The organism is Acidovorax sp. M14, from assembly GCF_049331375.1.
Taxonomy (GTDB): Bacteria; Pseudomonadota; Gammaproteobacteria; order Burkholderiales; family Burkholderiaceae_C; genus Acidovorax.
Map to the genome: position 1 here is coordinate 1337165 of NZ_CP186263.1, position 12733 is coordinate 1349897.

At 65.0% G+C, this 12733-nt stretch carries 12 protein-coding genes; 9 read left to right on the plus strand and 3 right to left on the minus strand.

Annotation, left to right across the window (positions count from 1 at the left end; translation table 11 throughout):
- Window positions 1-53 precede the first annotated feature (53 nt).
- Window positions 54-1001: a S1C family serine protease gene (locus ACOYR4_RS06275; protein ID WP_422848982.1), complete on the minus strand. Its 948-nt coding sequence runs from the start codon at window positions 999-1001 to the stop codon at window positions 54-56.
- A 147-nt stretch (window positions 1002-1148) separates the two neighbouring features.
- On the opposite strand from ACOYR4_RS06275, the gene ACOYR4_RS06280 reads away from it, so the two are divergent.
- The 8 genes from ACOYR4_RS06280 to ACOYR4_RS06315 all read left to right on the plus strand — a co-directional run bounded on the left by ACOYR4_RS06280 (window position 1149) and on the right by ACOYR4_RS06315 (window position 10042).
- Window positions 1149-1979 carry a TatD family hydrolase gene (locus ACOYR4_RS06280; RefSeq protein ID WP_422848983.1) on the plus strand — a complete coding sequence of 277 codons (831 nt, stop codon included), beginning with the start codon at window positions 1149-1151 and terminating at the stop codon, window positions 1977-1979.
- 144 nt (window positions 1980-2123) lie between these two features.
- Window positions 2124-2753 carry a DNA-deoxyinosine glycosylase gene (locus ACOYR4_RS06285; protein WP_422848984.1) on the plus strand — a complete coding sequence of 210 codons (630 nt, stop codon included), beginning with the start codon at window positions 2124-2126 and terminating at the stop codon, window positions 2751-2753.
- A complete protein-coding gene (locus ACOYR4_RS06290) occupies window positions 2754-3518 on the plus strand; it encodes a spermidine synthase (RefSeq protein WP_209817291.1) in 765 nt (254 codons plus the stop codon).
- Window positions 3519-3531: 13 nt separating this feature from the next.
- Window positions 3532-5325, plus strand: coding sequence for a GspE/PulE family protein (locus ACOYR4_RS06295; RefSeq protein WP_422848985.1), 1794 nt, complete (start codon window positions 3532-3534; stop codon window positions 5323-5325).
- A 195-nt stretch (window positions 5326-5520) separates the two neighbouring features.
- Window positions 5521-6009: a tripartite tricarboxylate transporter TctB family protein gene (locus tag ACOYR4_RS06300; protein WP_015013056.1), complete on the plus strand. Its 489-nt coding sequence runs from the start codon at window positions 5521-5523 to the stop codon at window positions 6007-6009.
- A gap of 15 nt (window positions 6010-6024) precedes the next feature.
- Window positions 6025-7536 (plus strand): tripartite tricarboxylate transporter permease, encoded by a 1512-nt coding sequence (locus ACOYR4_RS06305; RefSeq protein WP_422848986.1) that lies wholly within the window; start codon window positions 6025-6027, stop codon window positions 7534-7536.
- A gap of 119 nt (window positions 7537-7655) precedes the next feature.
- Window positions 7656-8954, plus strand: a complete 1299-nt coding sequence (locus ACOYR4_RS06310) for a DUF3422 family protein (RefSeq protein WP_422848987.1) — start codon at window positions 7656-7658, stop codon at window positions 8952-8954.
- Between the two features lie 188 nt (window positions 8955-9142).
- Window positions 9143-10042: a DMT family transporter gene (locus ACOYR4_RS06315; RefSeq protein ID WP_422848988.1), complete on the plus strand. Its 900-nt coding sequence runs from the start codon at window positions 9143-9145 to the stop codon at window positions 10040-10042.
- 54 nt (window positions 10043-10096) lie between these two features.
- Here the strand turns inward: ACOYR4_RS06315 and ACOYR4_RS06320 are convergent, their stop codons facing one another.
- Entirely contained in the window at window positions 10097-11137 is a 1041-nt protein-coding gene (locus ACOYR4_RS06320; RefSeq protein WP_422848989.1) for a M48 family metalloprotease, read from the minus strand.
- A 12-nt stretch (window positions 11138-11149) separates the two neighbouring features.
- Window positions 11150-11776 (minus strand): SH3 domain-containing protein, encoded by a 627-nt coding sequence (locus ACOYR4_RS06325; RefSeq protein WP_422848990.1) that lies wholly within the window; start codon window positions 11774-11776, stop codon window positions 11150-11152.
- Window positions 11777-11841: 65 nt separating this feature from the next.
- Here ACOYR4_RS06325 and ACOYR4_RS06330 point away from each other — a divergent pair, with 65 nt between their 5' ends.
- Window positions 11842-12672 carry an SDR family oxidoreductase gene (locus ACOYR4_RS06330; RefSeq protein WP_422848991.1) on the plus strand — a complete coding sequence of 277 codons (831 nt, stop codon included), beginning with the start codon at window positions 11842-11844 and terminating at the stop codon, window positions 12670-12672.
- The last annotated feature ends 61 nt before the right edge of the window (window positions 12673-12733 follow it).

Sequence of the window (12733 nt, forward strand, 5' to 3'; positions counted from 1 at the left end):
CTCCTTGCGATGGCGGGTAGGAAGGTGGTGATGGTGGGTGGGGCGGTGTGCGGTCAGAACGGAGGCATGCCGACGGCAGACGCTGCGTTCTCGATGGGCACTGCAAAGCCGATGCCGATGAAGGTGCGCGCCTGCGTGGGGTTGAGGATGGCGGTGACGATGCCCACCACCTCGCCGTCCAGCGTCACCAGCGGGCCGCCCGAGTTGCCCGGGTTGGCGGCCGCGTCAAACTGGATGAGGTTGCTGAGCTGGCGCTTGCCCTCGGGCGACGTGAATTCGCGCTGCAGGCCGGAGACCACGCCGGCCGAGGCCGAGGGGCCGATGCCAAAAGGAAAGCCCACGGCCACCACATGGTCGCCCGGGCGCAGGTTCTGGGTGGACCGCAGGGTGGCGGCTTCCAGGTCATCGGGCACCTTGTGGGCCTGCAGCACGGCCAGGTCGTTTTCAGGTTGCACGCCGGTGATGCTGGCCGTGGTCTCCAGCCCGTCGTGGAAGGTGATGCCGATGCGGTCTGAGCCCGCCACCACATGCAGGTTGGTCAGGATGACGCCCTTGTCCACGATGACCACGCCCGTGCCAATGCCGCGCTCGACCTCTTCCTTGCCGTTCTTGCTGCGCCCGTAGCCCACCACGCGCACCACCGAGGGGCCGATGCTCTCCACAGCCCGCGCGGCGGCAGAGGGTGGGGTGGTGGTCTCCAGCGTGCGCAGCACGGCCGCGTCGATGTCGTCCTGGGTGATCTTGCGGGCGGGGCTGCGGGTGTTGTGCCAGGCGCTGGCGACCAGCAAGGCCGCCAACAGCACCACGATGGTCCACAGGGCGATCAGCTGGCGTTTGAATGCCCGGGAATTCGGGGGCGTGGAGGCAGCGGTGGCGGCGTTCGTCGCTGGCGAATCATCTGCGGGCGGCGCTGCGGAGGCCACGGCTTCGGTGGCGTCCACTACCACAGGCGTGCGGCTGCGGGCGGAGCGGGAGCTGCTGTAGAGGGCGGGCCGGGGCATCCTGTCACCTTTGCTCGTACACGCCAGGGCCTGGCGCACGCAAACGACAGTAGCACGGTTTGCAGGCAAATGCACATGCAGGGCTACACAGGCGCACAGTCCCTAAAGAACGCAGCCTTTGCAGACGGCATCGGGCATCATCGGCGCATGACCGCCTGGATCGATACCCACTGCCACCTCGACGCCCCTGAGTTCGATGCCGACCGCAGCGCGGTCCGCGCCCAGGCGGCGGCGCAAGGCGTCTGCCATTGCGTGATTCCGGCGGTAGAGCGCAGCAACTGGGACACCGTGCGGACGCTGGCGCACCAGCATGGGGACAGCTATGCGCTGGGCATTCATCCCCTCTACACAGGGCGCGCCGAGGAGGAGGACCTGCAGCATCTGGCCCGGTATCTGGAGCAGCACCACGCAGACCCACGCCTGGTGGCGATTGGCGAAATCGGTCTCGATTACTTTGTGCCCGGCCTCGACCCGGTGCGCCAGGAGCGGTTTTACCGCGCGCAGCTGCAGCTGGCTCGGCGGTTTGACCTGCCGGTGATCCTGCATGTGCGACGCTCTGCCGACAAGCTGCTCAAGGGCCTGCGGGATGTGCCGGTGCGCGGTGGCATCGCCCATGCTTTCAATGGCAGCCTGCAGCAGGCGCAGGCGTTCATTGGCCTGGGCTTCAAGCTGGGATTTGGCGGTGCGGTGACCTATGACCGCGCCCTGCAGCTGCGCCGCCTAGCCACCGAGCTGCCCGGCGATGCCCTGGTGCTGGAGACCGACGCGCCCGACATTCCTCCCCACTGGCTTTACACCACCGCCGCAGAACGCGCTGCAGGGCAGCTGCAGGGCCGCAACAGCCCGGGGGAACTACCCGGCATTGCGGCCGTGGTGGCCCAGCTGCGCGGCGAGTCTGTGCCGGCGCTGGCTGGCAGCACCTGGGCCAATGCCTTGGCCGCGTTGCCCCGGCTACAGAGGCTGCTGGCAGAAGGGTAGCCATCGCAGGGTGGATGAGGGATCGGCAAAAAAAGATGAATGGGGAGAAATTTGGGAGCTTGACGCCCTGTGGCAAAGGGCCGACAGCTATCTTTTTTGTGCTGCCGGACGGGGCTGACTGCCCTTTGGGGCCAAAATTGGCCCATGTCCCCAGTCCCTGTTGCCGCCGATCCGTCTGTGGCCGCCACTCCTGACGCCGTCGGACCATCCGCGCGCTGGCTGGGCCTGCCGCCGGTGGCAGGTGCGCGCACCGTGGTGCTGGTGCTGGGCAGTTTCCCGGGGGCTGCGTCATTGCAAGCCCGCCAGTACTACGCGCACCCCCAGAACCACTTCTGGAAGATCCTGCAGGCCTTGTGGCCCCAGCATCCCTTGCCCCCGGCGGGGCCGGATAGCTATGCGGACCGCTGCGCCTGGCTGCTGGATCGCGGCCTGGGCCTTTGGGACGTGTACCAAAGCTGCGAGCGCGAGGGCAGCCTGGACACCAGTATCCGTAACGCCCGGCTCAACGACTTTGCGGCGCTGCGCAGTGCGTGCCCCCGGCTGGCCGCGCTGGCGCACAACGGTGCGGAGAGTTTTCGGCACGCGCCGGCGGCGCTTGCCGCGCTGGGAGCTGCTGGGCAGCCGACGCTCTTGCCGCATGATGTGGGCACGTCAGGCGCGCGTGCCATTGAGGCCGTGCGGCTGCCATCGACCAGCCCGGCCAATGCCTCCTGGAGTTTTGAACGTAAATTGACCGCCTGGGCCGATGTCATGGCCCGGCACGGATTGCTGTGAATGGCCCGTAAAAAAGAAACCTTGCAAGAACTGCCCGAAGTCAGCGTGTCTGACGATGGCGAAGTGCGCCACCTGCACCTGGGGACCCCCTGGATCCAGGGCTCCATGCGCATCGACGAGCCCTTTGCCCTGGAGCTGGAATACGTGCAGCGCATGATGGCCTGGCTGCTGTTTGCCGACCTGGCGCAGGTGTCCAAGGGCCATGCCATGCAGTTGGGCCTGGGGGCTGGTGCCATCACCAAGTTCTGCCACAAAAAGCTGCGCATCTGCACCACCGCCATCGAGCTGAACCCGCAGGTGCTGGCCGTGTGCCGCCAGTGGTTCAAGCTGCCGCCCGACGGCCCCAAGCTGCGCGTGGTGCTGGCCGATGCGTCCAAGGAGATCCAGAACCCCATGTGGCTGGGCACGGTGGATGCGCTGGCTGTGGACCTGTATGACCACGAGGCTGCGGCCCCCGTGCTCGATAGCCCCGATTTTTATGCCGACTGCCGCGCACTGCTCACGGAGACCGGCTGCATGACCGTGAACCTGTTCGGCCGCGCGTCGAGTTTTGACCGCAGCCTGCAGAGCATGGCGCAAGCGTTTGGCGACGATGCGCTGTGGGCGTTCAAGCCCACACGCGAAGGCAACACGGTGGTGCTGGCCCAGCGCACCCCCACGCGGCCCAAGCGCGCGGAGCTGGCCGAAAAGGCCGAGGCCATCCAGGCGCGCTGGGACCTGCCCACTTCCAAATGGCTGCGGGTGTTCAAGCCCGTAAAGCCTTGAAAGGATTCTTGCAATGAATGCTCCCGTCGTGACGCCGGAACGGCTGAAATCGGCTTCGCACATTGGCCCGGTGGACTGGCGCCGTGTGGTGCAGTGGCTCAGTGATGACAAGGTGATCTCGCACGAGGAAGCGCAGCGCACCGTGGCCCGCTGTTCGCAGGCTGAGAGTTCCCAGCATGCCCTGGTGCGTCTGGCCAACGTGGCCATGGAGCGGGCGAGCGATGGCAAGCCGCTCGACATCGAGGCGCTGACTGAGTACTTGGCCCAGCGGGCGGGTCTGGCCTACATGCGCATCGACCCGCTCAAGGTCGATGTGGGCCGTGTGGCCGACACCATGAGCGCCACCTATGCGGAGCGCCACAAGGTGCTGCCCGTGCAGGTGACCAGCAAAGAAGTGGTGGTGGCCACTGCCGAGCCCTTCATCGACGACTGGGTGGCCGAGGTGGAGCGCCAGTCCCGCCGCTCAGTGCGCAGGGTGGTGGCCAATCCTCAGGACATCCACCGCTTCACGGCCGAATTTTTTGCGCTCGCCAAGTCGGTGCGTGCGGCGCAGAAGGCCGGCGGCAGTTCAGGTGGCAACAGCTTTGAACAGCTGGTGGAGCTGGGCAAGAGCAACAAGCAGCTGGACGCCAACGACCAGGGCGTGGTCAAGGTGGTGGACTGGCTCTGGCAGTACGCGTTTGACCAGCGCGCGAGCGACATTCACCTGGAGCCGCGCCGCGACCAGGGCGTGATCCGTTTTCGCATCGACGGTGTGCTGCACCCCGTCTACCAGATGCCCATGGGCGTGCACAACGCGATGGTGGCGCGCATCAAGTTGCTGGGTCGCATCGACGTGGTGGAAAAACGGCGCCCACAGGACGGCCGCATCAAGACCCGCAACCAGCGGGGCGAAGAGGTGGAAATGCGCCTGTCCACCTTGCCCACTGCGTTTGGCGAAAAGATGGTCATGCGCATTTTTGACCCGGACAACGCGGTCAAGGACCTTGATGCCCTGGGCTTTGCGCAGCACGATGCGCAGCGCTGGGAGGCGTTGGTCAAGCGGCCGCACGGCATCATCCTGGTGACTGGCCCCACGGGCTCGGGGAAGACCACCACGCTGTACTCGACCCTGAAGCGCGTGGCCACCGAAGAGGTCAACGTGAGCACGGTGGAAGACCCCATCGAAATGATCGAGCCCAGCTTCAACCAGACCCAGGTGCAGCCGCAGCTCGACTTCAACTTTGCCGAAGGCCTGCGCGCCCTGATGCGGCAGGACCCTGACATCATCATGGTGGGTGAGATCCGCGACCTTGAGACCGCCGAGATGGCCATCCAGGCGGCGCTGACAGGCCACCTGGTGTTCTCTACCCTGCACACCAACGATGCCCCCAGCGCCATCACCCGCATGATGGAGCTGGGTGTTCCGTCGTACCTCCTCAATGCCACCTTGCTGGGCGTGCTGGCCCAACGGCTGGTGCGCACGCTGTGCAAGCAGTGCAAACAAAAGGATGAGGCCGCGAGCCGCGAAGCCCTGACCGAGGTGGTCAAGCCCTGGAAGATCAGCGGCAGCTACCACCCGTACAAGCCGGTGGGCTGCGTGGATTGCCGCATGGGGGGGTTCAGGGGCCGCATGGGGCTTTATGAATTGCTCACCGTCAGCGAGGCGCTCAAGGACAAGATCACGCAGGCGCCTTCCATTGATGTGCTGCGTCGGCAGGCTGTGCAGGACGGCATGCGCCCCCTGCGCCTGGCGGGTGCGCTGCGGGTGGCCGAGGGGCTGACCACGATGGAAGAAGTGATTGCCGCCACGCCGCCCCTGGAGTGAGCGAAGGGGAGGGCGGGCATTCCTCTGCGGTTGCCCAGCCGTCTTCTTGAGTGGTTTTTGAGACAGTCTCCTGGGCGACTCACCCGGTGGTGCAGGCCTGCCAGGCGTTACCGGATGTAGGTGGAATCCACATCGCGCCGCCCCCTCCTTGCCAGCACAATCGCGCAGTCGAGAATTCCGTCAAGGAGACAATTCGTGAAAATCAAGAGTAATAAAGACTTTGCGTCCGGGCTCATGTTCATGGGCGTCGGTACCGCATTTGCGTGGGGTGCGACCACCTACAACGTAGGGACCGGTGCGCGCATGGGCCCTGGCTACTTCCCGTTGCTGCTGGGCATTTTGCTGGCCATCATTGGTTTGGTGATCACTTTCAAGGCGATGACTGTGGAAACCGCCGATGGTGACAAGATCGGAAAATGGGCCTGGAAGCCGCTGTTCTTCATCCTGGCTGCCAACTTTGCCTTCGGCATTCTGCTGGGCGGCTTGCCCAGCCTGGGCATCCCGGCCATGGGTCTCATCGTGGGCATCTATGCGCTCACCTTCATCTCCAGCCTGGCTGGCAATGAGTTCAATGCCAAGGGTGTGTTTGTTCTGGCCACCGTGCTTGCCATCGGCAGCTATGTGGCTTTTGTGTGGGCGCTCAAGCTGCAGTTTCCTGTGTGGCCGAGTTTCATCGCAGGTTAAGCAGGAGCACCGACCATGGAATTGATTAACAACTTGTCGTTGGGTTTTGGTGTTGCGTTCACCTTCCAGAACCTGATTTACTGTTTTGTCGGCTGTTTGCTCGGTACGCTGATCGGCGTGCTGCCAGGCATCGGTCCCGTGGCGACCATCGCCATGCTGCTGCCCGCTACGTATGCGCTGCCCCCCGTGGCGGCGCTCATCATGCTGGCCGGTATCTACTACGGCGCCCAGTACGGCGGTTCGACCACGGCCATTCTGGTGAACCTGCCAGGTGAGTCTTCGTCGGTGGTGACGGTGATCGACGGCTACCAGATGGCCCGCAAGGGCCGGGCGGGGCCCGCGCTGGCGGCTGCAGGTCTGGGATCGTTCTTCGCAGGTTGCGTGGGTACGCTGATCCTGGCGGCCTTTGCGCCACCGCTGACCGAAGTCGCGTTCAAGTTCGGCCCTGCCGAATACTTCTCGCTGATGGTGCTGGGCCTGATCGGTGCTGTGGTGCTGGCCTCGGGTTCGCTGCTCAAGGCGGTGGCCATGATCGTGCTGGGCCTGCTGATGGGCTTGGTGGGTACCGACGTGAACTCGGGCGTGGCCCGCTTCAGTTTTGACATCCCCGAACTGACCGACGGCATCGGCTTCGTGACCATCGCCATGGGCGTGTTCGGTTACGGTGAAATCATCGCCAACCTGTCGCGTCCTGATGAAGACCGTGAAGTGTTTACAGCCGAGGTGCATGGCCTGTTCCCGACCAAGGAAGATTTCAAGCGCATGTTTCCTGCAGTGCTGCGTGGTACTGCATTGGGCTCAGCCCTGGGTATCTTGCCTGGCGGCGGTGCGTTGCTCTCTGCCTTCGCTGCTTACACCATCGAGAAGAAAACGAAATTGCACCCTGGTGAGGTGCCTTTTGGTCAGGGCAATATCCGCGGCGTAGCGGCCCCTGAGTCGGCCAACAATGCCGGTTCGCAGACTTCGTTCATCCCGCTGCTGACGCTGGGTATTCCTCCCAACGCCGTGATGGCGCTGATGGTGGGTGCCATGACCATCCACAACATCCAGCCTGGTCCCCAGGTGATGACGAGCAACCCCGAGCTGTTCTGGGGCCTGATTGCCTCGATGTGGCTGGGTAACGCCATGCTGATCATCCTGAATCTGCCGCTGATCGGCATCTGGATCAAGCTGCTGACCGTGCCTTACCGTTGGCTGTACCCGTCCATCGTGCTGTTCTGTGCAGTGGGCGTGTACTCCACCAACAACAACACCTGGGACATCTGGATGGTGGGTGCGTTTGGTCTGGTCGGATACATCTTTCACAAGCTGGGCACGGAGCCGGCACCACTTCTGCTCGGTTTCATTCTGGGCCCGATGATGGAAGAAAACCTGCGCCGTGCGCTGTTGCTGTCGCGTGGCGACTGGAGCGTGTTTGTGACGCGTCCGCTGTCTGCCGGCCTGCTGGCAGCTGCAGCCCTGCTGCTCGTCATCGTGCTGCTGCCCGCCGTGAAGAACAAGCGCGAAGAAGCCTTCGTGGAAGATTGATCCTTCTCTGCTGACTTTCTCACCCTGACCAACGGCACCTTCGGGTGCCGTTGTTTTTTGGGCAGTGGCGTCCACATGGCACTGCTGTCGGCGGTACACAATTGCGGGCAGAGGTCCGCATGTCCACACCCTTTCATCCCACGCAGCATCCCCATCGGGCGATGCTGCACAACGAAATCCACGCCCGCCCGCCCGAGGCGATGAATGCGCCGCTGGCCATCGCACACATCGTCATGCTGGCCGATGCTGCCGGGCGCGAGGCCAGTCGTGCCCATGTGGCCGCGCTGCTGCGGGACCATCACATGGCGCTGCCTGATGCACAGACCACCCACCTGCGCATGGATCTGGGCGCTTTTCGCCTGCGGTGGGAGCTGCACACCGAGTTTGTCACCTGGACCTTCATGGTCCCGGCGCCGGTCGAGGCTTTTGGAGAGCGGGAGCCGGTCAGTGCGGTGAACTCCGTGCCCCGCGACTGGCTGGCCGCGTTGCCGGGCCAGTGCCTGTGCAGTCTGAACCTCTGGGTGCTGCCCACCCATACGTTTGGCTCGGGCTCGCTGGTCAAGCACGTGCTGCATGAGGACACGCTGGTGGCGTCCACGGTGGCCGATGGCCATGGCGAGGTGTACACCGACTTCGCGATCCATGCGGACGGTTTCTCGCGCATGGTGTTGCTGGCGGGTGGTATGACACCCAGGCGCCTGGGGCGCCTGGTGCAGCGTCTGCTGGAGATCGAGACTTACCGCATGGCTGCCTTGCTGGGCCTGCCGGCCGCCCGCGAGGCAGCCAGCGTGCTGGCCTTTGCCGAGCGTGAACTGGCGGCGCTGGCTGAAGCCATCCGCACAGCCAACCGCGACGACGAGCCAGCTTTGCTGGACCGGCTGACCCGCCTGGCCGGGCAGGTGGAGAGCCAATACGCAGCCACACATTCGCGTTTCTCGGCGAGCAGTGCCTACTTTGAATTACTGGACCGCCGCATCCAGGATATTGCCGAGTCGCGCCTCGCGGGCATGCAGACCATCCGGGAGTTCATGGACCGGCGCCTGACCCCTGCGCGCAGCACCTGCGAGTGGGCCACCCGGCGGCAGGATGCGCTGTCGCAGCGCGTGTCGCGCATGAGCAACCTGCTGCGCACCCGGGTAGAGATCGAACAGCAGCAAAGCAGTCAGGCGCTGCTGACGACCATGAACCACCGGCAGGACCTGCAGCTGCAAATGCAGTCCACGGTGGAGGGGCTGTCTGTGGCGGCCATTACCTATTACATCGTTGGGCTGGTGAGCTATCTGGCGAAGGGCGCGCAAAAACTGGGCTGGCCGCTGTCGGCTGAGACCACGGCAGCCCTGGCGATTCCGGTGGTGGCGGCCGGGGTGTGGTGGTCGCTGCGGCGCCTGCACCAGCGGGTGTTCCACAAACACCGCTGAGGACGCAGGTTGGATGGTCAGTCGGGCTGACCGGGATCGGTGAAGCCCGCGCGCCATCGCTGATCGAGGGGTCGCCCGCACAGAGGTTCGATGGCCTGCTGCCGCCTCATCTGTCACACTGGGCGCACCTTTCTGACGCCCTTTGACCGCCAGACTATCCACCGGGCGCCTCGTACCCCTGCAAATCCGTGACCACCGAAAAGAAGAGTATTGCGACCGGCCTGGCGCTGGCATTCCTGGGTTCCATCGCCTTCAGCGGCAAGGCCATCATCGTCAAGCTGGCCTACCGCTATGGGGTGGATGCGGTCACGCTCATCATGTACCGCATGCTGTTTGCACTGCCCATCTTTGCCGTGATGGCGTGGTGGGCGAGTCGAGGCAAGCCACCGCTCAGCCGCAAGGACTGGCTGGGCGTGCTGGGCCTCGGGGTCACGGGCTACTACCTGGCAAGTTTTCTTGACTTTGCCGGGCTGGCCTACATCAGTGCCAGCTTGGAGCGGCTGATCCTGTACCTCAACCCCACCCTGGTCGTGCTACTGGGCTGGGCGCTGTATGGGCGCGGCATCCGCTGGGCCCAGGCGGCCGGCATGCTGGTGAGCTACAGCGGCGTGGTGCTGGTCTTCGGGCACGAGGCCAACCTGCAGGGCGCCAATGTTGCCTGGGGCACGTTGCTGGTGTTCCTGAGCGCAGTCAGTTACGCCATCTACCTGGTCTACAGCGGTGAGATGGTGCAACGCCTGGGGTCACTGCGATTGGTGGGGCTGGCGACCACGGTGGCGTGCCTGTGCTGTCTGCTGCAGTTTGTGGTGCTGCGCCCGTTGAGTGCTGCGGTGGTGGCCCCGGAGGTGATCTGGTTGTCGGTGCTCAACGCAACCCTGTGCACGGCCGCGCCCGTGCTGATGGTGATGATGGCCATCGAGCGCATTGGCGCAGGCATGGCCGCACAAACCGGCATGGTGGGTCCGTTGTCCACCATCCTCATGGGCGTGTGGATTCTGGGGGAACCCTTCACGGCGTGGGTGGCAACGGGGACGGTGCTAGTGATGACGGGCATTTTCATTTTCACCCGCATGGCGCGCAGGCCCTGATAGCTCCATCCCGCAGCCCTCTCGGGTCCCGGGACAGAGGCAACCTTGCTTGTCTTACGACGTTTTCTTTTTGGGGGCCGCCTTGCGGGCTGGTGCCTCGGCAGGGGCTGCGGGTGATGGCACCGCTGCGGCGGCGGGGGCAGCCTTGGGGCTCATGCGCTGGGCTACCGTCACGGGGGCCGTGCCGGTGAAACCATCGAGATTCTTGCCCATGGCCAGCTCCAGCTGCTCCAGGCGCGCCTGTGCTGGTGGGTGCGTGGCCAGTGCCAGCGTGAAGGCCGGGTTGTCTGGCGTTGCGGTGCGCAGCTGCTGCAGCACCGACACCAGTCCGTAGGGGTCGAAACCTGCACGGGTGGCCAGGGCCACGCCGGTGCGGTCGGCATCGTACTCGTCGGTCTGGTCCAGGCCGCGCGCATACAGATTGCGTCCCAGGGCCAGGAACTGCGAGGCCACCACGCTGCCCACGGCGTTCGTCTTGATCTGGGAGGCCACCAACTGCGTCAGCATGCCGGACTGGGCCGTCTTGCGGATCGCCAGCAGGTGGTGCTTGGCGGTGACATGGGTGATTTCGTGGGCCAGGATGCCCGCGAGTTCGGCCTCGTCGGCACAACGGTCAATCAGCCCCTTGGTCACGAACACATAACCCCCGGGGGCTGCAAAGGCGTTGTAGCCCGGGTCGTCCAGCACCACAAAAGTCCAGGGCAGGTTGGGGCGGGGGGATTGCAGGCTGATCCAGCGTCCCAACTGGTTCACGTAACGTTGCAGCGCCATGTCGGGGTGCAAGGGCTTGCTGCCCAGCAGCACGGCCGACAGCTGCCGGCCGATCTCGATCTCGCGGGGCTCGTCAATGCTCTCGACCGAACGGGTGAGCATGCTGATGAGATCGTCCCCCTGGCCTGCGGGCGCGCCCCCGCCGGTGATTGCGCCCAGGAGGCCGCCGCCCGTGTTGCTGGTGGCGCTGCCGCCACCGCCCAGTGCGTTGAGAAGGTTCATGACCCCCTGGCTCTGCCCCTGGCTGGGCAGCAGGGTCAGGGCCAGGGCGGTGCAGGCCGTCGCGATCAGCCGGATGCGGGGAAGGGAATGGGGCAGGCGCATGGCAGCTTTCGCTCAGTTGGGGCTGAAATTGGGGTCGGACGGATTGTTGGACGAGCCTGTCGCTCCCGATCCGCCGCTGGAGGAGGGCCGGGGCGGTTCAGCCAGCGGGGCGACGTTGCGTGGCTGCAGCGACGCATTGCTGGCGAACTGGCGGGCCTGGTCGGCATTCACGCGCAGACTCTCGGCTTGGGTCACCGCCGCAGGGTTGGGTTGTGCCTTGGCGATGTCTTCAGCGCCCAGGCCTCGGATACCTACGGTGGAGGTGGCCGTGGTGGTGCCACCGCTGTTTCCGCCAAACAAGCTTCCGAGGCCTCGCATCCCGCTGGTTGCGGCATTGCCAGTGGCAGGGGCTGCGCCGGACTGAGGGCCCAGGTCAAACATGTGAACCCAGCCGGTGGCGCCTTGGGACGTGCTGACTTTGGTCCAGGGGCCCTTGCGTTCGCTGGTGCGGGTAACTACGGCGTTGGCTTCCAGCGACGCCACACTGGCGCCGTTTTCTGCCGGGCTGTCCCGCAACTGGGTGGCACGTTTGACCACAGCGGCCTCCTGGGCCTGGGCGGTGGCACTGAGCAGGGGTAGCAAGGCTATCGCGGCCGATGCCAGCCAAGGCGCCAGGGCTTTCCAGTGCGGCCGGTTCATGGTGATGCTCTCCAACTATGATTTGACAACGCACACTTGTATCAGTGTGCAACCAGGAGATTGTTATGGATTTGGGTATTGCAGGCAAATGGGCGCTGGTCTGTGGCGCGAGCAAGGGGTTGGGTTATGGCTGCGCGCAGGCTCTGGTGCGGGAGGGGGTGAATGTGGTCATCAACGCCCGCAACGCTGAGGCGATGAACCAGGCTGCTACCCGTTTGATAGCTGAAGGCGCAGCTGCAACGGGCGTCAGCAGCCAGAAGGGCGCAAGCCCGAAGGTGCTGGCCGTGGCGGCCGACATCACCACCCCTGAGGGGCGTGCGGCAGTGTTCTCGGTGGCCGGAGGTCCGGGGCGGGACTTCGACATCGTGGTCACCAACGCAGGGGGGCCGCCCACTGGCGATTTCCGCGACTGGAACCGCGATGCCTGGATCAAGGCCGTGGACGCCAACATGCTCACCCCCATCGAACTGATTCAGGCCACCGTGGATGGCATGGCTGCGCGGGGGTTTGGCCGCATCGTCAATATCACCTCCAGCGCCGTGAAGGCACCCATCGACATCCTGGGCCTGTCCAACGGCGCACGCAGTGGTCTCACGGGGTTTGTGGCGGGCGTGTCCCGCAGCAAGGTCGCGGCGCGCGGGGTGACCATCAACAATCTGCTGCCCGGCAAGTTCGATACCGATCGCCTGGCCGCCACCGTCAATGCGGCTGCCAGCAAGGCGGGCAAGAGCGTTCAGGACGTGCGCTCTGCCCAGCAGGCACAGATTCCGGCCGGGCGCTACGGCACGGCGGAAGAGTTTGGCGCTATCTGCGCCTTCCTGTGCAGCGTGCAAGCGGGCTACATGACGGGGCAGAACGTGCTGGCCGACGGCGGGGCCTATCCCGGCACGTTCTGAGGCGGTTCGGGCCCGGAGTGGTCTGCGGGCTGACCCGCCGCAGAGGTTCTGCAGAACGGGA

Coding starts and splice junctions, on each gene's coding strand:
- ACOYR4_RS06275 (WP_422848982.1), bottom strand. CDS start 1,001: ATGCCCCGGCCCGCCCTCTACAGCAGCTCCCGCTCCGCCCGCAGCCGC.
- ACOYR4_RS06280 (WP_422848983.1), top strand. CDS start 1,149: ATGACCGCCTGGATCGATACCCACTGCCACCTCGACGCCCCTGAGTTC.
- ACOYR4_RS06285 (WP_422848984.1), top strand. CDS start 2,124: ATGTCCCCAGTCCCTGTTGCCGCCGATCCGTCTGTGGCCGCCACTCCT.
- ACOYR4_RS06290 (WP_209817291.1), top strand. CDS start 2,754: ATGGCCCGTAAAAAAGAAACCTTGCAAGAACTGCCCGAAGTCAGCGTG.
- ACOYR4_RS06295 (WP_422848985.1), top strand. CDS start 3,532: ATGAATGCTCCCGTCGTGACGCCGGAACGGCTGAAATCGGCTTCGCAC.
- ACOYR4_RS06305 (WP_422848986.1), top strand. CDS start 6,025: ATGGAATTGATTAACAACTTGTCGTTGGGTTTTGGTGTTGCGTTCACC.
- ACOYR4_RS06310 (WP_422848987.1), top strand. CDS start 7,656: ATGTCCACACCCTTTCATCCCACGCAGCATCCCCATCGGGCGATGCTG.
- ACOYR4_RS06320 (WP_422848989.1), bottom strand. CDS start 11,137: ATGCGCCTGCCCCATTCCCTTCCCCGCATCCGGCTGATCGCGACGGCC.
- ACOYR4_RS06325 (WP_422848990.1), bottom strand. CDS start 11,776: ATGAACCGGCCGCACTGGAAAGCCCTGGCGCCTTGGCTGGCATCGGCC.
- ACOYR4_RS06330 (WP_422848991.1), top strand. CDS start 11,842: ATGGATTTGGGTATTGCAGGCAAATGGGCGCTGGTCTGTGGCGCGAGC.